General features: G+C 67.7%; 20 protein-coding genes. 16 read left to right on the top strand and 4 right to left on the bottom strand.

The genetic code is table 11. The annotated features are described in order from the left end of the window. Positions 1–900, bottom strand: a complete 900-nt coding sequence (locus tag ACLSSQ_RS05205) for a LysR family transcriptional regulator (RefSeq protein WP_416243977.1) — start codon at positions 898–900, stop codon at positions 1–3. 109 nt (positions 901–1,009) lie between these two features. Between ACLSSQ_RS05205 and ACLSSQ_RS05210 the strand changes: the two genes are divergently transcribed. The 11 genes from ACLSSQ_RS05210 to ACLSSQ_RS05260 all read left to right on the top strand — a co-directional run bounded on the left by ACLSSQ_RS05210 (position 1,010) and on the right by ACLSSQ_RS05260 (position 10,029). After that, positions 1,010–1,744, top strand: a complete 735-nt coding sequence (locus tag ACLSSQ_RS05210) for a sulfite exporter TauE/SafE family protein (protein WP_416243978.1) — start codon at positions 1,010–1,012, stop codon at positions 1,742–1,744. Further along, on the top strand, positions 1,737–2,132 hold the full coding sequence (locus ACLSSQ_RS05215) for a hypothetical protein (RefSeq protein WP_416243979.1): 396 nt from the start codon (positions 1,737–1,739) through the stop codon (positions 2,130–2,132). The genes ACLSSQ_RS05210 and ACLSSQ_RS05215 overlap by 8 nt, the downstream gene beginning before the upstream one ends. Before the next feature lie 56 nt (positions 2,133–2,188). Beyond that, the gene (locus tag ACLSSQ_RS05220; protein ID WP_130458994.1) at positions 2,189–2,998 is read left to right on the top strand and encodes a FadR/GntR family transcriptional regulator; all 810 of its coding nucleotides are present in this window, start codon (positions 2,189–2,191) and stop codon (positions 2,996–2,998) included. After that, complete coding sequence (locus ACLSSQ_RS05225) at positions 2,991–4,451, top strand: FAD-linked oxidase C-terminal domain-containing protein (RefSeq protein WP_205230789.1); 1,461 nt, start codon at positions 2,991–2,993, stop codon at positions 4,449–4,451. The genes ACLSSQ_RS05220 and ACLSSQ_RS05225 overlap by 8 nt, the downstream gene beginning before the upstream one ends. Beyond that, entirely contained in the window at positions 4,448–5,548 is a 1,101-nt protein-coding gene (gene glcE, locus ACLSSQ_RS05230; RefSeq protein ID WP_416243980.1) for a glycolate oxidase subunit GlcE, read from the top strand. The genes ACLSSQ_RS05225 and glcE overlap by 4 nt, the downstream gene beginning before the upstream one ends. A gap of 1 nt (position 5,549) precedes the next feature. Continuing rightward, positions 5,550–6,812, top strand: a complete 1,263-nt coding sequence (gene glcF / locus ACLSSQ_RS05235) for a glycolate oxidase subunit GlcF (RefSeq protein WP_152089641.1) — start codon at positions 5,550–5,552, stop codon at positions 6,810–6,812. A 6-nt stretch (positions 6,813–6,818) separates the two neighbouring features. After that, on the top strand, positions 6,819–7,715 hold the full coding sequence (locus ACLSSQ_RS05240) for an HDOD domain-containing protein (protein WP_014238421.1): 897 nt from the start codon (positions 6,819–6,821) through the stop codon (positions 7,713–7,715). Between the two features lie 61 nt (positions 7,716–7,776). Then, on the top strand, positions 7,777–8,088 hold the full coding sequence (locus ACLSSQ_RS05245; protein ID WP_014238420.1) for a hypothetical protein: 312 nt from the start codon (positions 7,777–7,779) through the stop codon (positions 8,086–8,088). Positions 8,089–8,109: 21 nt separating this feature from the next. Continuing rightward, a complete protein-coding gene (locus tag ACLSSQ_RS05250) occupies positions 8,110–8,850 on the top strand; it encodes a PP2C family protein-serine/threonine phosphatase (RefSeq protein ID WP_416243981.1) in 741 nt (246 codons plus the stop codon). A gap of 68 nt (positions 8,851–8,918) precedes the next feature. Beyond that, the gene (locus ACLSSQ_RS05255) at positions 8,919–9,485 is read left to right on the top strand and encodes a hypothetical protein (RefSeq protein WP_416243982.1); all 567 of its coding nucleotides are present in this window, start codon (positions 8,919–8,921) and stop codon (positions 9,483–9,485) included. 133 nt (positions 9,486–9,618) lie between these two features. After that, positions 9,619–10,029: a hypothetical protein gene (locus tag ACLSSQ_RS05260; RefSeq protein WP_014238417.1), complete on the top strand. Its 411-nt coding sequence runs from the start codon at positions 9,619–9,621 to the stop codon at positions 10,027–10,029. Between the two features lie 83 nt (positions 10,030–10,112). On the opposite strand, the gene ACLSSQ_RS05265 is transcribed toward ACLSSQ_RS05260, so the two are convergent. Both ACLSSQ_RS05265 and ACLSSQ_RS05270 read right to left on the bottom strand, forming a co-directional pair. Then, on the bottom strand, positions 10,113–11,261 hold the full coding sequence (locus tag ACLSSQ_RS05265) for a methyltransferase (RefSeq protein ID WP_416243983.1): 1,149 nt from the start codon (positions 11,259–11,261) through the stop codon (positions 10,113–10,115). Positions 11,262–11,367: 106 nt separating this feature from the next. After that, a complete protein-coding gene (locus tag ACLSSQ_RS05270) occupies positions 11,368–12,792 on the bottom strand; it encodes a DEAD/DEAH box helicase (protein WP_014238415.1) in 1,425 nt (474 codons plus the stop codon). A gap of 487 nt (positions 12,793–13,279) precedes the next feature. Between ACLSSQ_RS05270 and ACLSSQ_RS05275 the strand changes: the two genes are divergently transcribed. The 3 genes from ACLSSQ_RS05275 (at position 13,280) to ACLSSQ_RS05285 (ending at position 15,302) form a co-directional block, all read left to right on the top strand. After that, positions 13,280–13,687, top strand: coding sequence for a hypothetical protein (locus ACLSSQ_RS05275; RefSeq protein WP_416243984.1), 408 nt, complete (start codon positions 13,280–13,282; stop codon positions 13,685–13,687). A gap of 86 nt (positions 13,688–13,773) precedes the next feature. Beyond that, positions 13,774–14,586 (top strand): HNH endonuclease, encoded by an 813-nt coding sequence (locus ACLSSQ_RS05280; protein ID WP_416243985.1) that lies wholly within the window; start codon positions 13,774–13,776, stop codon positions 14,584–14,586. Between the two features lie 74 nt (positions 14,587–14,660). Continuing rightward, positions 14,661–15,302: a hypothetical protein gene (locus ACLSSQ_RS05285; protein WP_416243986.1), complete on the top strand. Its 642-nt coding sequence runs from the start codon at positions 14,661–14,663 to the stop codon at positions 15,300–15,302. Between the two features lie 139 nt (positions 15,303–15,441). On the opposite strand, the gene glnE is transcribed toward ACLSSQ_RS05285, so the two are convergent. Continuing rightward, complete coding sequence (gene glnE / locus ACLSSQ_RS05290) at positions 15,442–18,225, bottom strand: bifunctional [glutamate--ammonia ligase]-adenylyl-L-tyrosine phosphorylase/[glutamate--ammonia-ligase] adenylyltransferase (RefSeq protein ID WP_416243987.1); 2,784 nt, start codon at positions 18,223–18,225, stop codon at positions 15,442–15,444. A 158-nt stretch (positions 18,226–18,383) separates the two neighbouring features. On the opposite strand from glnE, the gene ACLSSQ_RS05295 reads away from it, so the two are divergent. Both ACLSSQ_RS05295 and ACLSSQ_RS05300 read left to right on the top strand, forming a co-directional pair. Beyond that, positions 18,384–22,361 (top strand): YhdP family protein, encoded by a 3,978-nt coding sequence (locus tag ACLSSQ_RS05295; RefSeq protein WP_416243988.1) that lies wholly within the window; start codon positions 18,384–18,386, stop codon positions 22,359–22,361. Beyond that, entirely contained in the window at positions 22,342–23,175 is an 834-nt protein-coding gene (locus ACLSSQ_RS05300; RefSeq protein WP_014238411.1) for a carbon-nitrogen hydrolase family protein, read from the top strand. The genes ACLSSQ_RS05295 and ACLSSQ_RS05300 overlap by 20 nt, the downstream gene beginning before the upstream one ends. Positions 23,176–23,224 lie beyond the last annotated feature (49 nt).

Raw genomic sequence — 23,224 nt, forward strand, 5'->3', positions numbered from 1 at the left:
TTAGATGGCCGGCGGCGAGGCTTGCCGCAGATGCTCCACCAGCTGCCGGGCATAGGGCGGCAGCGCCTCCAGCCGGCGGCAGCAGAGCCGCAACTGGCGGCTGGCCCAGGCATCGGCCAGGGGCACTACCGCCAGGTCCATGCTGCGGGCGTAGCGGCGGGCTGCCGTCACCGGGACGATGCCGACGCCGACGCCCGCTTCCACCATGCGGCAGAGGGCGTCGAAATTGCCGAGCCGCACCCGGTAGCGGGGCTGGCGGCCGATGCGGGCGCCGTGGGCGGCGAGAAAGTCGGGCAGGGCGCTGCCCGGGGTGAGGCCGACCCATTCCCAGTCCAGGGTGTCGGCGAAATTGACCGTCTCGCGCCCGGCGAGCCCATGACGGCGGCTGCATACCAGCACCAGGCGGTCTTCCCGGAACGGCAGGGTTTCCAGCTCCCCCGGGTCCACCGAGTCGGCAATGATGCCCACATCGCCCAGGCCGGCGGCGATGGCCTCGACGATGTGGTGGCTGAGCCGTTCCTCCACGTCCACATCGACCTGGGGATGGGCGGCGAGAAAGGCAGCCAGGGCCTCCGGCAGGAACTCGCTGAGGGCGGCGGTGTTGCCCAGCAGCCGGATGTGGCCTTTGAGGCCCTGGGCATACTGGCCCAGGTCGCCGCGCAGATGCTGCACCTGGGCCGCGATGGTCTGGGCGTGGTGCAGCAGGGCCCGGCCGGCAGGTGTCGGCGTGACACCGCGCCGGCCCCGTTGCAACAGGGGCGTGCCCAGGGTTTCCTCCATGCCGCGGATACGGGCGCTGGCCGAGGCCAGGGACAGATGGCAGCGCTCGGCGCCGGCCGTGATGCTGCCGCTGTTGGCGACCTGGATGAAGAGATTGAGGTCCGTGAGATCGAAACGCATGGCGCGGCTCCCTGCTCAGCCTATGGATTACCCGAAGTGTGCCTGAGAAAAATGCCGATTTTCAGGGGGTGCTCCATGTTTCAGACTGAGGCTCATGGAAAACTCACTCATGCTTCTCGCCGTCGGCACCCTGGCCGGCGCCATGAATGCCCTGGCGGGCGGCGGCTCCTTCGTCACCCTGCCGGCCCTGATCCTGGCCGGGGTGCCGTCCACCGTCGCCAATGCCACCAGCACCGTGGCCCTGTTCCCCGGCGCCCTGGCCAGCGCCTGGACCCTGCGGCGGGACTTTGCCCCCTTTCCCGGGGTGGCCACCTCCCGCCTGCTGGCGGTCAGCCTGGCCGGCGGGCTGATCGGCGCCATTCTGCTGCTGCTGACACCCTCCCGCCATTTCGACCTGCTGGTGCCCTGGCTGCTCCTGCTGGGGGCCGTGGCCTTCGCCTGGGGCGGCGCGGCGGGCCGCCTGCTGCGACGGCAGCGCCATCCGGGGCCGGGCGTCATGCTGGCCGGCCAGGGCCTGCTGGCCGTCTACGGCGGCTATTTCGGCGGCGCCGTGGGCATCATGATGATGGCCCTGTGGGGCATCTGGGGCCATACCGAACTGCGGGCGGTGAACGGCGCCAAGAGCCTGTTCGTCGGCACCACCAATGCGGTGGCCGTCCTCTGCTTCATTGTCGCCGGTCAGGTGCGCTGGGGGCCGGGCCTGGCCCTGGCGGCCGGCGCCGTTGCCGGGGGCTGGCTGGGGGCGCGGCTCAGTCAGCGCCTGGAACCCCGGCGTCTGCGGCGGGGGGTGGTGCTGCTCAACTTCCTCATGGCCGGCGCCTTCTTCTGGCGCACCTATGGCTGAAGTCCTGCCGTCCTTGCCCGGGTGCCGGCAGCTGTGTCTGTACGAGAGGCCGGGGGAAGGGCTGGTCAATGGCCGGGGGGAGCCCCTGGCCGGCTGCGGGGCGGCCCGGGTGGTGTTCCTGTTCCGTCACGGCCGCTGCCGTCGGCTGCTGCTGTCGCCAACTGCCGCGAGGCTTGGTGCTGGCGGCCCGGCCGGGTTGCGCGCCTATGGGGCCGCCTATTTCCATCTGGCCCGCGACTTTAGCGGGGTCGCGCTGCCCGCTGACCCCATTGCCGGCTGGCTGGCCGGGTTCATGCTGGAAGTGCCGAGGGAGATGCCGCCGGGGCTGTTGCATTTCCTCTCCGCCCGGAGTGGGGAGCATGCTGGGGGCGGGGAGGGTTTCCCCTAGGTTGACCGGTGGCGGGGCGGGTTTTAGTCTTGGCAAAAATTTGTCAGACAACTTTCATGGCCGCTTCCCCATCCCTTGCCAGCACTGCCGCCCCGGGTTCCGCCCGGGGCCGTGGCGTGGGCCCTTCGGCCGGGCTTTCCGCCGACATCGGGGCGGCCCTGGAGCAGCGCATTCGCAGCGGCGCCTATGCGCCGGGGGCGCGCCTGCCGACGGAAATGGCCCTGGCCGCCGAGTTCGGCGTTTCCCGCGCCGTGGTGCGGGAGGCGGTGGCCCGCCTCAAGGCCGACGGTCTGGTGGCCTCGCGCCAGGGTTCGGGCATGAGCGTGGCCGCCCGGCCCGACAGCGGCAGCTTCAAGCTGGCCCCGGGGACCCCGGCGGGGGAAGCCCTCAGCCATATCTTCGAGCTGCGGGCCCTGGTGGAGACCGGGGCGGCGGAACTGGCGGCGCGGCGCCGCACCCCGGCCGACCTGGCGGCCATGTACGCGGCCCTGCAGGCCATGGGCGAGGCGGTGCGCCAGGGCGACGACGGCGCCGAGGACGACGACGTCTTCCACCAGGCCATTGCCGCCGCCACCCACAACCCGGAAATCCGCCGCTTCGTCAGCTTCCTTTCCGCCCAGTTTTCCGAAAGCCGCCGTCCCACCTGGGACGCAGCCGGCCATGCCACGGGCCGGGCCGCGGCGGCCCAGGCCGAACACGAACGGCTCTACGCCGCCATCGCCGCCGGCGATGCAGCGGCGGCGCGCCAGGCGGCGGCCGGCCATCTCTATCAGGCGGCGGCCCGGGTGGGCGCGGCGCCGCAAGCAACCTGTCTTGAAGCCAAGCTGGCCGTGGGTCCAGCGCACGAGGAGAACGACCATGGGTGACCGTCTGCCGGACAGTCCGGATTTCGCCGTGGACCAGGCGGCCCTGCTGGCCGCCCTGGGGCGCATCCTGCCCCCGGGCCGGGTCTACGGGGAGCCGGAGGACCTGCGCCCCTACGAATGCGACGGCCTCACGGCCTACCGCAACCTGCCCCTGGCGGTGGCCCTGCCGGAGACGGAGGCGGAGGTGCAGGCCATCCTGCAGCTGTGCCACCGGCTCCAGGTGCCGGTGGTGCCCCGGGGCGCCGCCACGGGCCTTTCCGGCGGCGCCATGCCGCACCACCAGGGCCTGCTGCTGTCCCTGGCCAAGTTCAAGAAAATCCTCAAGGTGGACCCGGTGGCCCGCACCGCCCTGGTCCAGCCCGGGGTGCGCAACCTGGCCGTATCCGAGGCCGCCGCGCCCTACAACCTCTACTACGCGCCGGACCCTTCTTCCCAGATCGCCTGCACCATCGGCGGCAACGTCTCGGAGAACTCGGGCGGCGTGCATTGCCTCAAGTACGGCCTCACCGTGCATAACGTGCTGCAGGTGCGGGGCTACACCATGGCCGGCGAGGCGGTGACCTTCGGCAGCGCGGCCCTGGATGCCCCCGGCTTCGACCTGCTGGCCCTGCTCAACGGCTCCGAAGGCATGCTGGCGGTGATCACCGAGGTGCTGGTGAAGCTGACGCCCAAGCCCCAGGTGGCCAAGGTGGTGCTGGCCTACTTCGATTCCGTCACCAAGGCCGGCAACGCGGTGGCCGAGGTCATCGCCGCCGGCATCATTCCCGCCGGCCTGGAGATGATGGACAAGCCCGCCACCCACGCCGTTGAGCCCTACGTCAAGGCGGGCTACGATCTCGACGCCGAGGCCGTGCTGCTGTGCGAATCCGACGGCACGCCGGAGGAGGTGGAGGAGGAAATCGCCGCCATGCGCGCCGTGCTGGAAAAGAGCGGCGCCACCTCCCTGCGGGTCTCCGCCAACGAGGCCGAGCGCCTGCGCTTCTGGGCCGGGCGCAAGGCCGCCTTTCCCGCCGTGGGCCGCATCACCCCGGACTACCTGTGCATGGACGGCACCATTCCGCGCAAGCGGGTGGCGGAGATGCTCACCGCCATCGCCGCCATGGAGAAGAAATACGGCCTGCGCTGCGCCAACGTCTTCCACGCCGGCGACGGCAACCTGCACCCCCTGATCATGTACGACGCCAACCAGCCCGGCGAACTGGAGCGGGCCACCGCCTTCGGCGCCGAGATCCTGGAGCTGTCCGTGGCCCTGGGGGGCTCCATCACCGGCGAGCACGGCGTCGGGGTGGAGAAGATCACCCAGATGTGCGCCCAGTTCACGCCGGAGGAGCTGGCCCGCTTCGAGGGCGTCAAGCAGTCCTTCGACCCGGCCGGCCTGCTCAACCCGGGCAAGGCCATCCCCACCCCGGCCCGCTGCCGGGAGTATCGCCAGACCCGTGGAGAAAAGGCATGAGCCAGGTTTTCGAACAACAGTGCCGGGAGCGCATCCTGGCCGCATCCGCCGGCGCCCCCCTGCTGCTCCGGGGTGGCGGCAGCAAGGACTTCTATGGCCGCCCGGTGCAGGGCGACATTTTCGACACCCGCAGCCATCGCGGCGTGGTGGCCTACGAGCCCACCGAACTGGTGGTCACGGTGAAGGCCGGCACGCCCCTGGCCGAACTGGAGGCGGTGCTGGCGGAAAAGGGCCAGTACCTGGCCTGCGAGCCGCCCCATTTCGGCCCTGATGCCACCGTCGGCGGCATGGTCGCCGCCGGCCTCTCCGGCCCCCGCCGGGCCCAGGCCGGGGCCGTGCGGGACTTCGTCCTCGGCGTGCGCCTGATGGACGGCCAGGGCCAGGTGCTCGACTTCGGCGGCCAGGTGATGAAGAACGTGGCCGGCTACGACGTGCCCCGGCTCCTGGCCGGCAGCCTGGGGCAGCTGGGTCTGCTGCTGGAAGTGTCCCTCAAGGTGCTGCCCCGGCCCGTGGCCGAGGCCACCATCCGCCTGGAAACCTCCCAGGCCAAGGCCCTGGCCCTGATGAACCAGTGGGGCGGCAAGCCCCTGCCCATTTCCGCCACAGTGTGGAGCGACGCCGGGCACCCGGACGGAGAGGCAATCACGGTGCGCCTTTCCGGCGCCCGTGCCGCCGTCGCCGCAGCCCAGGCCGCGCTTGGCGGCACCCTGGTGGAGGCCGGCGTCGCGTCTGCCTTCTGGGCCGGGGTGCGGGAACAGACCCATCCCTTCTTCGCTGGCGCCGGCGGTGCCAACGAGCCTGCCCTGTGGCGCCTCGCCGTGCCTTCCACGGCGCCCCAGCTGGACCTGCCGGGGCGCACCCTGGTGGAGTGGGGCGGCGCCCAGCGCTGGCTGGTGTCCGACGCCGAGGCCCGCCACGTGCGGGCGGTGGCGGAAAAGGCCGGCGGCCACGCCACCCTGTTCCGCGGCCCGGCGGCGGCCCGGGACCAGGCCTTCCACCCCCTGGCCTCGCCCCTGCTGGACATCCATCGCCGCCTGAAAGCCACTTTTGACCCCCGCGGCGTCTTCGCCGCCGGGCGCCTCTACGAGGGCCTCTGAGATGCAGACCCAACTCGCCGATTTCATCAAGGACACGCCGGCCGGCAAGGAGGCGGACGCCATCCTGCGCACCTGCGTGCACTGTGGCTTCTGTACCGCCACCTGTCCCACCTATCAGCTGCTGGGGGACGAGCTGGACGGCCCCCGGGGCCGCATCTACCTGATCAAGCAGGTGCTGGAGGGCGGCCCGGTGACCGAGCGCACCCGCCTGCACCTGGACCGCTGCCTCACCTGCCGTTCCTGCGAGACCACCTGCCCCTCCGGCGTGAAGTACCACCGCCTGCTGGACATCGGCCGCCAGGTAGTGGAGGAACGGGTGCCCCGGGGCGGTCTGGAAGCCTTGACCCGCCTGGCCCTCAAGGAGGTGCTGCCGCGGCCCTGGCTGTTCAACCCGGCGGTGGCCGTGGGCAAGGTGTTGAAGCCCTTCCTGCCCTCCGTCCTCGGCGACAAGATTCCCGCGGCCGCCGGCGGGCCGGCCAAGCCCCGGCCCACGGCGGTGCGCCAGCGCAAGGTGCTGGCCCTGGCCGGCTGCGTGCAGCCCGGCCTGGCGCCCAACATCAACGCCGCTGCGGCCCGGGTGCTGGACCGCCTGGGCATCCAGATGATCGAGGAGCAAAAGGCCGGCTGCTGCGGCGCCCTGCGCTTCCACCTCAATGCCCAGGAGGCGGCCCTGGACGACATGCGGCGCAACATCGACGCCTGGTGGCCCCATGTTGAGGCCGGCGCCGAGGCCATCCTCATGACCGCCTCCGGCTGCGGCGCCCACGTCAAGGAATACGGCCACCTGCTGCAGGACGATCCGGCCTACGCCGCCAAGGCGGCCCGCATCGCCGAGCTGACCAAGGACGCGGCCGAACTGGTGCTGGCCCAGAAGGAAGCCCTGCTGCCCCTGCTGGCCCACCAGCCGGCGGCCGGGCGCAAGGTGGCCTTCCACTCGCCCTGCACCCTGCAGCACGGCCAGGGCATCCGCGGCGTGGTGGAGGAGCTGCTGGCCGCCGCCGGCTTCACCCTCACCCCGGTGGCCGACAGCCACCTCTGCTGCGGCTCGGCGGGCACCTACTCGATCCTGCAGCCGGAACTGTCCAAGCAGCTGCGGGACAACAAGCTCTCGGCCCTCGGTGCCGGCCTGCCGGAAGTGATCGCCACCGCCAACATCGGCTGTCTCACCCACCTGCAGAGCGGCGGCGCACCTAGGGGGACTCCTAGTGCCGTGCCGGTGCGGCACTGGGTAGAATTGCTGGAAGAGCAATTACCCCAGACTTAAGGCCCCATGACCTCCTCTGCCTCCGCCGCCGCAACGGTCGAATCCGTCCCTGAAAGCCGTCTGCAAAAGGACGAGAAGACGCTGCAGCGGCTGCTGTCCCAGGGCGTCAAGCTGCCGCCCCAGCCCAAGGTGGTGGAGGAACTGGAGCGGTTGCTGCGCAGCGACGAGGCGGACCTGCGGGCCCTGGCCAGGGTCATTTCCCAGGATGCGGGCATCACCGCCATGCTCTTCAAGGCGGTGCAGTCCTCCGCCTACCGCCAGCACCAGCCCTTCGACAACCTGGAGAAAATCCTCCAGGCCATCGGCCTCAAGCAGACCCTCAACCTGGTGCAGGCCATCGCCCTCATGGGCGCCAACAAGGTTTCCAAGCACCGCAAGGCCTACGAGCGCTTCTGGAGCCGCTCCCAGACCATCGCCCAGCTGGCCATGCTGATCGCCGACGAGCGGGTCATGGTGTGCAACGTCTTCCCCGACCAGGCCTACCTGGCCGGCATCTTCCACGACTGCGGCGTGCCCCTGCTGATGGAGCGTTTCCCCTCCTACTGCCGGGCCATGCACCTGGAGGAGAACGACACCTGGATCGACCTGCTGGAAGAGGACAAGAAATACCAGGCGGACCACTGCGTCGTCGGCTATTTCGTGGCCCGCCACTGGCACCTGCCCGAGTTCATCTGCGAGGCCATCCGCTTCCACCACGACCTGCCCCAGCTGGTGCCGGGCGACTCCCGCAGCCTGGCGGCCATCATCCAGCTGGCCATCCACGCCTACCACCAGTATCTGCACCTGGACGACCCGGACTGGGGCCGGGTGGTGGAGGACGTGCAGGAGGAACTGGGCATCCATGCCGACGACCTGCCCGAATACCTGGACGTGCTGCTGGAGCGCTTTCAGCACCAATCCTGACTCGGGGCCGGCCCCGGCGCTATAATCGTCCGGAAAAACCATCCCTTGAAGGACAGCACCCTTGAATACGGCCACCTTTATCGACGCCAACGGTCAGGAACGCCCCGACCGCCGCGGCAACAGCAAACTGCGCAATGTATTCGACGCGGTGTATGTGCAGATCGAACCCTTCTTCGACCCCAAGAACACCTGGGGCGGCCACTCCCTGGAACACCTGGCCTTCCGCGTGGTGCGTGACAGCCACCCGGAACTGACCCAGCAGGAAGTGCATCAGGTCATCGTCGCCGCCACCCGGGTCTTCCACAGCCGCAATCCCCACATGGCGGGCAAGGTGCCCAGCGCCGAGGAAATCAAGGACAAGCTGCTCGGCTAGGCACGGCCCCGGGAGCCTCTCATGGCGCTGACCCTGGATGCCTGCGTCGCCCAGCATCAGGGCGACCGCAAGGAACAGCAGGACCGGGTGGGGCTGATGGCCCATCCCTGGCTCAAGGGCACGGTGCTGGCCGTGCTGGCCGACGGCATGGGCGGCCACACCGGCGGCGCTCTGGCGGCCGAGCAGGTGGTGCATACCGCCCAGAACAACTTCTCCAGCTACGCCCCCAAGGATGAGGCCGCCGGCGACCTGCTGCGCACCGCCATCCACGAGGCCCACCTGCTGATCCGCACCAGCCGCTTCCTCAACGAGAAGGACCCCCACAGCACCGCCGTCATGCTGGTGCTGGAGCCCGGCGGCGCCACCTGGGCCCACTGCGGCGACTCCCGCCTCTACCACTACCGGGGCGACCGGCTGCTGCAGCACAGCGCCGACCATTCCTACGTCGAGCATCTGGTGCGGGCCGGCAAGATCACGCCGGAGCAGGCCCTGATCCACCCCAACCGCAATGTCCTGCTCACCTCCCTGGGCGACAAGGACGATCCCAAGATCGACGTGGGCCAGGCCGAAGTCCAGCCCGGCGACAACTTCCTGCTCTGCTCCGACGGCCTCTGGGCCTATTTCTCCGACGCGGAGATCGGCGGCGTGCTGGCCGCCTTCCCGGCCCGGGAAGCGGCGGAAATCCTCATCAACCGGGCCCGCCAGCGCTGCCAGGGGGAGGGCGACAACTGCTCCCTGGCCATCCTCCGCCTGCTGCCCTGAGCCGTCCGCCGCCAGCCCTCTGGCATGGAAATCGCAAATGCATGGCCGTCATCCCCCCGGAGCCGGTCATGAACATCGCTTCCCTCAACAGACTCTACGCGACCTACAGCACCGCCTCGGCCACGCCGGTAAAGGCCGCCGCCACTGACGGCAGCAGCACTGCCACCCAGACGGCGGCCGCCAGCAACCTGCCCAAGGAGTTGCCGCCCCTGGAGTGCCCCACGCCCGCATCGGTGGCTGCCGCCAAGGAAAAGTTTGCCGCCAATGCGGCAGAGAAGTTCCGCCAGGCCGGCATCCAAGTGCCGCCCGAGCCCGTGCTGACGCCGGATCGCATGGGCTACGCCAGCGTCGCCAACGATCACCCGGACAAGGCCAGGATCGAGCAGTTGTTCCATGAAGACACGGAGCTGCGGGACCAGTTCGCCGAGGTGGCTTCCGGCGAAGAGATGCTTCATGCCGTTCAGGGTTACGAGGAATACGCCGCCCGCTATGCCGCGCTGCAGGGCAATCCCACGGCCCAGGCCGCCCTGGTGGAAGCCCGCATCGCCTACAACAACCAGAGTTTCTACATCACCCTCAAGGGCGACGGCGGTACCGAGACCTTCTTCGGCGGCCTGCAGGGCGTAACGGCCTGAGCTTTGGTCAGCCCGGGGATTCGAGGTTTATCAGCGTTTCTTGATATTGATTCTGGCGTTACGGGGTTGGACGGCCTAGATTGAGCACAGGAACAGCCGTGTCATGCCAACCTAACCGTGGAAGGATTCGATCATGAAAACTCCGACTCTCTGTGCCGTTTCCGCCCTCCTGGGCGCCCTGCTGCTGCCCGGCCTGGCCCAGGCCGCCGATACCGCTAAACAGGCGGCGCCGGCCAAGCAGGAGCAGATTTACGGCAGCCAGCTGATGACGCCCCAGGAGCGCCGGGAACACCGGGCCAAGATGCGCAGCGCCAAGACCGCCGAGGAGCGGGAAAAGGTGCGCCTGGAACACCACGAGGCCATGCAGGCCCGGGCCAAGGAAAAAGGCGTGACCCTGCCCGAGGTGCCGCCGGCCCGGGGCGGCGGCATGGGCCCGGGAGGTGGCATGGGTCCCGGTGGCGGTGGCATGGGTCCCGGCGGTGGCGGCATGGGTCCGGGCGGGGGCGGTATGGGCCCCGGCGGCATGCGCAACGCCAATCCCTGAAACAGTCTCCCCTCAAGGCAAGGGCCGCGTCACGATGCGGCCCTTTTGCGTTGACCGGCCCGGGGCGGGCCCTGCTGCCGGCGCTAAGCGGCCCGCAGGCGCCACAGGGAGGTGACTTCGGCGGCCCGGGCGGCGTGCAGGGGATCGTCGGCATCCCGGGTCTTGCCGTGGCTGGGGCGGATGTCGTGGCGGGCCGCCACTTCCAGGCCGGCGGCGGCGATCCAGTCGAGCAGCTGCTGGCGGGAGCGCAGGCCCAGGTGCTCGGCCAGGTCGGAGATGATCAGCCAGCCTTCGCCGCCGGGCGCCAGATGGTCCTTGAGGCCGGCCAGGAAGCCGCGCAGCATGCGGCTGTCCGGGTCGAAGACGGCGTATTCGATGGGGGAGCTGGGCTTGGCCGGCACCCAGGGCGGGTTGCACACCACCAGGGGCGCCCGCCCCTCGGGAAAGAGGTCCCGCTGCTGCAGTTCCACCCGGGCGGAGAGGCCCAGGCGTTCCAGGTTTTCCCGGGCGCAGGCCAGGGCCCGCGGGTCCAGATCCGTCGCCACCACCCTGGCCAGGCCCCGCTTGGCCAGCAGGGCGGCGATGACGCCGGTGCCGGTGCCGATGTCGAAGGCCAGGTCCGAGGCAGGAAGGGGGGCCTGGGCCAGCAGTTCCAGGTATTCGCCGCGCAGGGGCGAGAAGACGCCGTAATGGGGGTGGATGGTGGCGCCCAGGGCCGGGATGGAGACGCCCTTGCGGCGCCATTCGTGGGCGCCCACCAGGGCCTGCAGTTCCCGCAGGCTGACGACGAAGGGCTCACCGGCCGGGCCGTAGGCCTCAGTGCAGGCGGCGCTGAAATCCGGCGCCCGGCGCAGGTTCACCCGGTAGTCGGCGTCCACGGCGATGAGCAGCATGGCCAGGATACGGGCCCGCTGGCCCTGGGCCTGGCGGTGCAGATGGAAGGCCTGGGTCAGGGAGGCCGGCGCGGCGTCCTTGCTGGCCTTGCCTTTGCCCTTGGGCTGCTTGCGCTCGATGCGCCGGGCCAGGGCCTGCAGCAGCTGGCGGCCGTTGTGGAAGTCGCCGCGCCAGAGCAGGGCCGTGCCCTCGCAGGCCAGGCGGTAGGCCTGGTCGGCGTTGAGGGTGTCGTCGGCCACCAGCACCCGCTTCGGCGGCGGCAGCCCGGCCTCGGAGCGCCACAGGGCGGTGTGGTCGGTGCCGTCTTCGCTCCAGCGGATCATCGGTGCGTCGCTCATGCTTGCTTTCTTGGCCGGCCCCGTGGGCGGCCCGCTCGGTTGATTCGGATGCCGGGAGTAAAAAAGGCCACCGGGAGGTGGCCTTTTTGCTGCCCGCAGGCTTGCCTTACTTGCGCCCCAGGCCGCCCAGGAGGGCCGCCACCATGGGCTTCTTCGGCTTGTGGGGATCGGGCTTGCCGACCGGGGTGTGGGCCGCTTCCTCCTTGCTCGGCACCGTGGCCGGGGCGGCCTTGGGCTCGTAGGGCTTGGAGAAGTCGAAGCCGTCCTTGGCGATCATGTTGTTGCGCTTCACCGGGGGCTTGCTGCGGCCGGCCACGGGCTGGGACGGGGCGTGGGTCTCGTGGGCCCGGCGCTTCTTGCCGCTGCCGGGGGGATATTCGTAATCCATCTCCGGCTCGAAGCCGGCCACGGCCACCTGCTCGATCTGCATCTTGATCAGCTTTTCGATATCCGCCAGATAGCCGACCTCGTGGGCGCAGACCAGGGAAATGGCGTTGCCCTGGCGGCCGGCGCGGCCGGTGCGGCCGATGCGGTGCACGTAGTCTTCCGGCGTGTGGGGCAGCTCGAAGTTGATGACGTAGGGCAGGTGGTCAATGTCCAGGCCGCGGGCCGCCACGTCGGTGGCCACCAGCACCTTGCAGCCGCCGTTCTTGAAGGCGTCCAGGGCCTTGATGCGCTCGTTCTGGGACTTGTCGCCGTGGATGGAGTCGGCGGCGATGCCGGCCCGCTCCAGTTCCCGGGCCAGACGGCCGCAGCCCTGCTTGGTGCGCATGAAGACCAGGGTCTGGGTGATCTCGCCGGAGCGCAGCAGCTTGATCAGCAGGTCCTTCTTGCGCGTCTCGGCCACCGGGTGCACCCGGTGGGTGATGGTGTCGTTCACCTGGTTGCGCCGGGCCACTTCCACCAGGATCGGCGACTGCAGCATGGTGTCGGCCAGGCGCTGGATCTCGTTGGAGAAGGTGGCGGAGAAGAGCAGGCTCTGCCGGGTCTTCGGCAGCATGTTGAGGATGCGCTGGATGTCGGGGATGAAGCCCATGTCCAGCATGCGGTCAGCTTCATCCAGCACCAGGGCCTGGACCTGGTTGAAGGAGACGCTCTTCTGTTCCACGTGGTCCAGCAGGCGGCCCGGAGTGGCGACGACGAACTCCACGCCCTTCTTCATCTCGGCGATCTGGGGCTTGATATCCACGCCGCCGAAGAGGCAGATGGAGCGGAAGTGGGTGTACTTGGTGTAGGACTTCACCGACTCATACACCTGCAGCGCCAGTTCCCGGGTGGGGGCCAGCATCAGGGCGCGCACCGGGTGCTTGGCCGGCGACGGGCTGGCCGTATCGAGGTGCAGCAGGCGCTGGATCAGGGGCAGGGTGAAGGCGGCGGTCTTGCCGGTACCGGTCTGGGCGCAGGCCTTGAGGTCCTTGCCCTGCAGGACCAGGGGAATGGCCTGCTGCTGAATCGGGGTTGCTTCGGCGTAACCCATCTCGGTCACGGCCTTAAGAATTTCGGGCGCCAGGCCCAGTTCGTCAAAACGCAAAGGGGGCGTCTCCGCAGAAAAGTAAATGTGGCATCAAGGACATAGGGCCGGGATTATACACCCATGCGAGCCGGAGGCCGGAATGGGGGAAATGGGTCGTTTGCGGAGGCCGGCCTGGGAGGCAGGCGGGATGGGCTTCTCCGGCATGGCGTGGCTGGGAGGGGCGTGGGGATTGGGTTGTGGGGCAGGGGTCTGGGGCGATTCTGGCATGGCCGGTGGCCGACCTGGTGCCCAGGTTCTCAGTGGGCTGGAAGTGCAGCGTTTGGGTCTAGTCACTCGACATAAATCGAGCGGCTGATTATGCTCTCGGCCTGATGTTTTCTGGCCGCTGCCATGCTATTTTCCACCGTTTGTTATCAGTCAGGAATTATGAGTTATCTAGTCAGATGCCTTATCGGAAGCAGGATTCTGTCGTCTAGTCGGGGGCGTTCAGGATTTTCTTTTCCGGCTTATACGTCAGATATGCCGTCTACTTCACGTTAGACATATGAATCCCAAATACGCCCATCTCTACGACAAAGACATTCCGGCTGAAATATCCGTCGGTTTGGCATTGCACCTTGATCCGGACACCCTAGAAAAGGAGGGCGGCACATACACTTGCACCGCTCATCTTCGGGTTACAGATCAGCATTTTTTTGTTTGCATTAGCGTCAACGGCGATCTGTCACGCTGGCTTCCGCTATACACGGAGGACGGGCTTGGCCGAACGAAAATAACTCCAGCAGAGAAACAAGGTCACCCCAAATGGGCGGCCGGTAGTAGCTACTGGCACAAGGACCAAATTTGGGAGGTCTGCTCAAATGCGGTCTACCTAGCCGCTGGCAGGGCACATGATAAATCGCGTAAAGGCAGTCGCAATACAGTCGCGGCAGCCAGTGTGCCAAATGTCTAATATTCCGCTCCAGCGGGATGCTCCGCCGGCAAGCCGGCTACGCGCCCCTGAGTTTGCACGTTATGTTTCATCGGAGCCCGTCGCCCATGACTATCAATCAAGCTGAACGAGCCTATCGAGCATGGCCCATTCTTACAAAACGGGCGGCTGATGGAAGGACCATCACCTACGGTGAGTTGGGCACCCTTCTTGGCGTCCATCATCGAGCATTACGGTATGTACTTGGCTTGATCCAAGATTACTGCCTTGAGGAAAAGCTTCCTCCGCTGACCATTCTCATAGTCAACCAAAGCGGGAAGCCTGGCACAGGGTTCATTGCATATGATGTAGACAAATTTGAGGAAGGAGAAGCACTTGTTCGTTCCTACAACTGGAACGCTATCCCGAATCCATTCGCCTTCGCGTCTGACGGAACGACGTATGAGGAGATTGTTACCGAACTAGCTGGCAATCCCAGTAGCGCGGCCGATATCATGCGGATGGTTAAGACGCGAGGCATCGCACAGTCCCTGTTTAGAGACGCACTGCTCATGGCTTATCAATATCGCTGTGCCTTCACTGACATCTCGTTCCCGTCCGTACTCGAAGCCTGCCACATCGTCCCTTGGGCCACTTGTAAGCCCGAAGAAAGACTAGACGTCCGAAATGGATTGCTGCTGAACAGCGTACACCACAAGCTGTTTGACGAAGGACTTGTTACTGTGACGAAGGACTACCGAGTTTGGTATTTCGATCCTGAGTTGAAAGATGGCCCATACACTGAGTATGACCTTCTTCTGTCAGCAAAACTCCACGGGAAGGTGATGAAGATGCCCGTTCCAAGCTCCATGCGCCCCGCCCACGCGTACCTCGATCGAAGCCACCAGCTGCATGAATGGCAATCGCATCTACCCAAATGAAACATAACCCTGCGGTTCACTGGACGCTGCGCGATAAAGTCGCGTAGCGTTGGTGACCTCCACGTTAGCACTCAATGGAAGACGCCCGCTCGTACATGGTTAGCACAGCTCCAGCGGCGGAGGGGCTCTTCGGCCTGCTTAACAATTACGGTTGGCGCAAGATGCGGGCACTTGTAGACATAACTAAGTCACGGTCGCGTGAAGAACTCGACACGCACAAGGAGCATTTCTCTAGCACTGACGTAGCGCGCGAAGTCATCGCGGGTTCGATTCTTCAGATCGCGTACATTGCCATAGAACGCTATGCAGTCCCTAAGGGAAAATCCGAGAACGCTCGTCACTTCGAATCTGAAATTAATCGACTAATACGCGAAAGTTCCAAGGCTCGCCTAAAAGGTACCTTTTCGCTTCCGGAACAGTTCTGTGTTGGCAGAGACATTGGTCACCTACCAATGGGCATGATCGTGTATGCCGGACGAAACCAGTACAACCATTTCGCCGAAGACAGGCTGAGAGTCTTGAACGAAGTTGTCTTTAACCACCTGCACAATATCTGGCCTACCCCGAGAAACGGTCTTTCGTTCAACCTTTACGACGGCAAACACTTTCATTCGTACTCAGTTCTTGCAGCCCTCGGGTGGACCGATAGCGCAAAAGAGCTGGGGTACCTTGCATATAAGCGAGACCTATCAGATGTGCTTCAGATTGAGTGCTAACCCTTCGCTCCAGCGGACCGTCAAAAGGCGGTACCTTTTTGCCGTCAGCTGAGTTTCCACGTTAGCACTCCCCCAAAAAGCCGCCGGATTCCCGGCGGCTTTTTCATTTCAGGCCCGCGGCATCCGCCGCCCCTAGCCCTTACCCCTTGAACACTTCCTCCCACAACGCCCGTACCGCGGCGATGCGCTCGGCTACCGACTCCCTTGCCACCCGGCTCTTGGGGCTGCCGTTGAGGCGTTTGGCGTGTTGCAGGCGGCGGTAGTCGCGGTAGGCGTTTTGCACCGGCTCGGCCAGGGCGGTGGGGATCAGGCCGAGGCGGGCGGCGATGCCGAGGAGGGCGATGTTGCCCAGGTTGCCGGTGAGTTCCGGGTGCTCGTGGGCGTGGCCCAGCACCAGGTACTGGATGATGAATTCCACGTCGATGATGCCGCCCGGGTCCTGCTTGATGTCGAATTCGCCCCGGGCCACGGTTTCGGCATCCGAGGCGTTGGCGTCGATCATCTTCTGGCGCATGGCCAGCACTTCTTCCTTGAGCTTGGCCCGGTCCCGGGGCTGGCGCAGGATTTCCTCCCGGATGGCGTCGAAGCCCCGGCCCACGTCCGTATCGCCGGCGACGAAGCGGGCCCGGGTGAGGGCCTGGTGTTCCCACACCCAGGCGCTGTGCAGCTGGTATTCGCGGAAGGAGGCGAGGGAGGAGACCATGAGGCCGGAATCGCCGTTGGGGCGCAGGCGCAGGTCGGTCTCGAAGAGCAGGCCGGCGGGGGTCTGGGAGGAGAGCCAGGTGTTCACCCGCTGGGCCAGACGGGCGTAGACCTCTTCGGCCTCCTGGGCGGTGTCCTTCTTTTCGTCGAAGAGGAAGATGATGTCCAGGTCCGAGGCGTAGCCCAGCTCCTTGCCCCCCAGCTTGCCGTAGCCGATGACGGCGAAGACGGGCTCCTCCCGATGCCGGGTCTTCAGCTTGCCCCAGCACAGGCGCACCGTCTCGGCCACCATGATGTCGGCCAGCTCGGTCAGGTGGTCGGAGATTTTCTCGATGCTGTGCAGGCCGGCCAGGTCCTGGGCCAGCAGGCGGAAGACCTGGGCGTGGTGCATTTCCCGCAGCAGGTCCATTTCCCGTTCCGTGTCGCCGGCGCATTCGTCCAGGGCCCGGCGCAGTTCGCGGCGGAAGCGCTGCCAGTCGGTGGCTACTTCCAGCAGGCGCGGGTCCAGCAGTTCATCCAGCAGGATGGGGTGGCGGGTCAGGTATTCGGCGGCCCAGCTGGAGCCGCCGATGAGTTCGGCCACCTTCTTCAGGGCCTGGGGATACTGCTGCAGCAGGGCCAGATAGGCGCCGCGGCGGCCGATGGCCTCGAGGAAGGCGAGGCAGCGGGAGAGGGTCAGGTCTGGCGTCGGCGTCGCCGCGGCGGCTTCGATCAGGCGCGGGCCCAGGGCGTCCATGCGTTCCCGGTTGCTGGCGGGCAGCTGCTGGTAGCGGGCGCCGTCACGGAAGGCCTGCAGCCGTTCCAGGGAGTCCTGCACGTCGGCAAAGCCGAGGCCGGCGAATTTTTCCTGGGCGCCGTCGCATTCCAGGGCGCCCTGCCACAGGGCGGTGAGGGTTTCGCTCTGGGAGCTGGGTGCCTCCGGTTCGGCAAAGACGGCCTCGAAGTGCAGGGAGACCCGCTGGCGATGGCCGTCGAGCACGGCCAGCAGGGCAGGGTAGTCGGCAAAGCCCATGGAACGGGCGATGCGGGCCTGGCCCTCCGCATCTTCGGGCAGGCTGTGGGTCTGCTGGTCGGCCACGTATTGCAGGCGGTGTTCCAGGCGGCGCAGGAAGTCGTAGGCAGTGCTCAGCTCGTCCACCGCCTCCTGGGCCATCAGGCCCCGCTCCGGCAGCAGGGCCAGGACCTGCAGGGTGGGGCGGATCTGCAGGGCGGTGTCGCGGCCGCCGCGGATCAGTTGGAAGACCTGGGCGATGAATTCGATTTCCCGGATGCCGCCGGGGCCCAGCTTGACGTGGTTGGCCATGTCCTTGCGCGCCACCTCGCGGCGGATCTGGGCGTGCAGGTCGCGCATGGCGTTGATGGCGCCGAAGTCCAGGTACTTGCGGAAGACGAAGGGGCGGCCGGTCTGGCTCAGCACCGGGCCCCAGTTGTTCACGTCGTTGGCGCCGGCGTTCATCACCCGGGCCTTGATCCAGGCGTAGCGTTCCCACTCCCGGCCCTGGGTGATGAAGTAGTTTTCCAGGGCGTCCAGGCTGCACACCAGGGGGCCGGAATCGCCGTTGGGGCGCAGGCGCATGTCCACGCGGAAGACCTGGCCGTCGGCGGTGAGGTCCCCCAGGGCGATGATGAGGCGCTTGCCCAGGCGGTGGAAGAAGTCGTAGTTGTCCACCTGGCCGCCGCCGTCGGCGCGGCCGGCGGTCTGGCCTTCTTCCGGATAGACGAAGATGTAGTCCACATCGGAGGAGACGTTCAGCTCCCGTCCGCCCAGCTTGCCCATGCCCACCACCAGCAGGCGCTGGGGCCGGCCCTGGCTGTCCAGGGGTTCGCCGTACTGCTGCACCAGGCTGCGGTGCACGAAGTCCAGGGCGAAGTTGGTGGTGATGTCGGCCAGCAGGGTCATGGTTTCCACCACCTCCTGCAGGGGCGCGGCGGCGGCCAGGTCGCGGATGATGAGATGGGCCATGACCCGCTGGCGCAGGCGCCGCAGCACCGGTTTCAGGGCTTCCTCGTCGGCCGGGGCGGCCTGGGCGATCCACTCCTCCAGGTCGGCGGCGGTGAGGGGGCGCTGCCAGGATTCAGCCAGGATCGGCACCAGTTCGCCGCGGCAGGAGAGCAGCTGGCGCAGGTAGGCACTGTGGTCCAGGGCGGGTTGCCAGGCGGCGGGAAAAGTCGTGTCGGCGGCGGGGGCGGGAGCGGCGTTATTGTTGGAATCGTTATTCATCAGGGAATCATCCGGTTATATCCGGGGTTTCCGGGGGTGGCTGGGTTAAAATCCACCCCTTCGCCCAGAACTTGCCATTGTAGTGACCCGCCCAATACCTTTGCAAAGCGCCGCCGCCATCGTTGCCGCCGCCTCCGCCCTGTTGCCGGCCGAGGCCCATGACTGATTCCGTCCTGCGGTCGGCCCTTTACCACCGCCTGCACGCCCTCCTGCCCTTCCTCGTCAGCCCCCGGGCGCGCCAGTTCTGGCGCCGCGCCGGCCGCCTGGCCCTGGTGGCGGGGGTGGTGGTCTATTTCGTCTTCGCCTTCCTGGTGCTGGCCCTGCGCTACTGGGTGCTGCCCAACGTGGGCAACTACCGGGCCGACATCGAACAGGCAGTGAGCCAGGCCGTCGGCCTGCCGGTCACCATCGGCCACATCGACGCCGGCTGGCGCGGCCTGCGCCCCGAGCTGACCCTGGCCGACGTGCGGGTGGCCGACAAACAGGGCTATCCGGCCCTGGCCTTCGAACGGGTGGAGAGCGTGCTCTCCTGGTGGAGCGTGCCCCACCTGTCGCCCCGCCTGCACCTGCTGGAAATCAACGAGCCGACCCTGCTGGTGCGGCGCCTTACCGACGGCCGCTTCGAGGTGGCTGGAATTCCCCTGGAAGACGGCAAGAGCGACGGCAGCGCCCTGCACTGGGTGCTGAGCCAGGAGCGCATCCACATCAAGGATGCCACCATCGTCTGGGAAGACCTGCAGCGGGGCGCCCCGCCCCTGACCCTGGAGGCGGTGAATTTCCTCCTGGAAAACCGGGGCCGCCACCACCGCTTCGGCCTCTCTGCCCTGCCGCCGGCGGAGCTGGCTTCCCGCCTCGACCTGCGGGGCGACCTGCGGGGCTCCGATCCGCAGCGGCTGGAGGACTGGAGCGGCGAGCTGTACACCGAATTCGTGCACACCGACCTGGCGGCCTGGCAGGCCTGGGTCGATTACCCCGTTTCCCTGCCCCAGGGCAGCGGCGCCCTGCGCCTGTGGCTGGAGGTGGAAAAGGGCCAGCCGGTGGCGGCCACCGCCGACGTGGGCCTGCAGGACCTGCGCCTGAAGCTGGCCAAGGACCTGCCGGAACTGGACCTGCTGCGCCTGGCGGGCCGCATCAGCGGCGAGCGGCGCAACGGCGACACCCGCTTCTCCGGCAAGCGGGTCGGCCTTGCCACCCGGGACGGCACCCGCCTGGAACCCACGGATTTCGCCTTCTCCTGGCAGGAGGGCGGCCTTTTCTCCGACCGCCGCCGCGGCAGCGCCGCCGCCACCACCCTGGACCTGGGCGCCCTGGCGGCCCTGGCCGAGCACCTGCCCCTGGGCGCCGAGGTGCGCCAGTGGCTGAATGACTACGCCCCCCGGGGCCTGGTGCGGGACCTCAAGGCCAGCTGGACGGAAAACGAGGGCAAGCCCCAGGACTACAACCTCAAGGCCCGTTTCGACGGCCTCGGCATCAAGGCCAGCAGCCGCTTCCCGGGCTTTGCCGGCATGAGCGGCACGGTGGACGCCGGGGACCGGGGCGGCAGCCTCACCCTGCGCTCGGCCAAGGCCCAGCTGGAACTGCCCCAGGTCTTCCCCGATCCGCGCCTGGCGGTGGATGCCCTCAACAGCCAGGTCAGCTGGAAGATCGACGGCAGCCGCCTCGACGTCAGCCTGGACAGCCTCACCTTCAACGGCCCCGACGCCACCGGCTCGGCCCAGGGCACCTACCGCCTTAGCGGCGACGGCCCCGGCAGCATCGACCTCACCGCCGGCATCAGCAAGGCCGACGGCACTGCCGTCTGGCGCTACATGCCCAAGGTGGTGTCCCAGGATGCCCGGGACTGGCTGAAGAGCTCCATCACCGGCGGCACCGCCTCCGAGGCCAAGCTGGTGCTCAAGGGCGACCTGGCCCGCTTCCCCTTCCTCGACCCCAAGGACGGCCAGTTCCTGGTCACCGCCCGCATCAACGGCGCCACCCTGGAATACGCCTCCGGCTGGCCCCGCATCGACGACATCCAGGGCTCCCTGCGTTTCGAGGGTGCCCGCATGCTGATCGAAGCCAAGAGCGCCAAGCTGCTGGGGGCCCGCCTCTCCGGCGTCAAGGCCGAGATCGCCGACCTGGAGGCGCCGGAGGAGCTGCTCAGCATCACCGGCAAGGCCGAAGGCCCCACCGGTGAATTCCTCAAGTTCATCGACCAGAGCCCGGTGGGGGACAAGATCGACAACTTCACCGACGGCATGAAGGCTCAGGGCGAAGGCCGCCTCAACCTGCAGCTGGAACTGTTCCTGCGCCGCATGGCCGACAGCCGCATCAAGGGCGACTACGAATTCCTCAACAACCAGGTGACGGTGGAGCCGGGCCTGCCGCCCATCACCCAGGCCAACGGCCGCCTGCACTTCACCGACGCCGGCATCAGCGTCAAGGAAATCACCGGCCAGTTCCTCGGCGGCCCCATGAAGCTCTCCGCCAGCAACGAGGGCGACAAGGTGTTGGTCAATGCCTCCGGCAGCCTCACCGCTGCTGCCCTGCGCCGCCAGCTGGACCTGCCCCTGTTCGACAACGTCTCCGGCAGCGCCGCCTGGAAGGGCGAGGTGCGGGTGCGCAAGAAGACGGCGGAGCTGGTGGTGGATTCCGACCTCAAGGGCCTGGCCTCCAGCCTGCCCGAGCCCTTCAACAAGAGCGCCGCCGCCGCCCTGCCCCTGCACCTGGAGCGGGGCGCCCTGGCCGAAACCGCCCCCCGCAAGGGCGCGCCGGCGTCGGTGGCGAGGGAACAGGTGAAATTCACCCTGGGCAAACTGGCCAGCGCCCACATCATCCGCCGCCGGGAAGCCGCCGGCCCGGTCACCGAGCGCGGCGCCATCGCCATCGGCGAAGGCCTCAGCCTGCCCGAGCGGGGCCTCGCCCTGACGGTGAACCTGCCCAGCGTGGATGCGGATTTCTGGCGCAAGGCCCTGACCCCGGTCAACGGCAACGGCACTAGCGCCAGTAGTGGCGGCAGCGCCGCCGCCGGCGAGTCGGCGGCGCCCCTCTCCCTGGCGGTGCTGAAGACGCCCCTGCTGGACATCTCCGGGCGGCGCCTGCACGACGTCACCCTGAAGGCGGCGCCCGCCGGCAACAGCTGGCAGGTGGAGGTCAACGCCAAGGAAGCCGCCGGCCAGATCAACTGGGACGGCGCCGGCCAGGGCAGGGTCAAGGCCCGCCTCAAATACCTGACCCTGCCGGAAAGCACGCCCCAGCAGGAAGCCATGCAGCGCCTGGGCGAGGCCGAGAGCCAGGACGAACTGCCGGGCCTGGACATCGTTGCCGACAGCTTCACCCTGGGCAGCCGCCGCTTCGGCAAGCTCGAACTGCTGGCCCGCAACGAAGGCCGGGTATGGCGCCTGGACAAGGTGCTGCTCTCCAGCCCGGACGGTTCCATCAACGGCAAGGGCCTGTGGCGCACCGATCCCCGGGGCGCCCACCGCACCGACGTGGAATTCAAGCTGGAAGCGGGGGATGCCGGCAAGTACCTGGACCGCCTGGGCTTCCCCGGCACCCTCAAGCGGGGCAGCGCCACCCTGGCGGGCAAGCTGGCCTGGAACAACACGCCCACCACCCTGGACATTCCCAGCCTCTCCGGCGAGGTCAAGCTGACGGCGGAAAAGGGCCAGTTCGCCAAGGTGGAGCCGGGCATCGGCAAGCTCATCGGCCTGCTTTCCCTGCAGTCCCTGCCCCGGCGCATCACCCTGGATTTCCGCGATGTCTTCTCCGAAGGTTTCGCCTTCGACAACGTGGAGGGCACCTTCAAGGTGCAGAATGGTCTGATGAAGACCTCGGACCTCAGCATCGACGGTCCGGCGGCCAAGGTGGGCATCAAGGGCGACATCAACCTGGACAACGAAACCCAGAACCTGCGGGTGCGGGTGCAGCCGGCCCTGGGCAGCTCCGTGGCCCTGGGCACGGCGGCCCTGGTCAATCCGGTGGCCGGCGTGGCCGCCCTCATCGCCCAGAAAGTGCTGCAGAATCCGGTGGACCAGATTTTTGCTTTCGAATACGCCGTCACCGGCAGCTGGGAAGACCCCAAGGTGGAAAAAGTATCCGCCGCCAAAGCCGATAAATCCGAGAAGGCCAAGACCGATGAATCCGCCAAGCCCTGAGCGCCAGAAGACCGAAAATGCCCTGATCGCCGCCGTGCAGCTGGTGTCCGGCCCCCGGGTCGCCGACAACCTGGCGGCCGCCGCCCACGGTGTCGCCGAAGCGGCGGCCCAGGGCGCCCGCATCGTCGCCCTGCCCGAGTACTTCCCCATCATGGGCATGGCCGAGGGCGACAAGGTCAAGGTGCGGGAAGCCGACGGCCACGGCCCGATCCAGGAATTCCTCGCCGCCACGGCAAAGCAGCACGGCATCTGGCTCATCGGCGGCTCCATTCCCCTGGAGGCGAAGGACGCGGCCAAGGTGATGAATTCCACCGTGGTCTACGACCCGGCCGGCCAGCGCGTGGCCCGCTACGACAAGATCCACCTGTTCGGCTTCCAGAAGGGCCTGGAGCGTTACGACGAGGCCGCCTCCATCGAGGCCGGCAGCGAGCCGGTGGCCTTCGACACGCCCTATGGCCGCATCGGTCTTTCCATCTGCTACGACCTGCGCTTCCCCGAGCTGTACCGCCGCCTGGCGCCGGTGGACCTGATCGTGGTGCCCGCCGCCTTCACCGAGACCACCGGCCGCGCCCACTGGGAAATCCTGCTGCGGGCCCGGGCCATCGAGAACCAGTGCTACGTGCTGGCCGTGGGCCAGGGCGGCAAGCACGAGAACGGCCGGGAGACCCACGGCAACAGCATGATCGTGGACCCCTGGGGCACCATCGTGGACCGCAAGCTGAAAGGTCCCGGCGTGGTCCTGGGGCTGCTCGACCACGGCTGCATCGCCGAGACCCGGGCCAACCTGCCGGCCCTCAAGCACCGGGTGCTGTGACCCTTCCGTTATCCACGCAGAGCCAGGACTCGACCGCTAAAAACTCTGT

The sequence above is a fragment of the Azospira sp. APE16 genome (assembly GCF_047901315.1).
GTDB lineage: Bacteria > Pseudomonadota > Gammaproteobacteria > Burkholderiales > Rhodocyclaceae > Azospira > Azospira oryzae.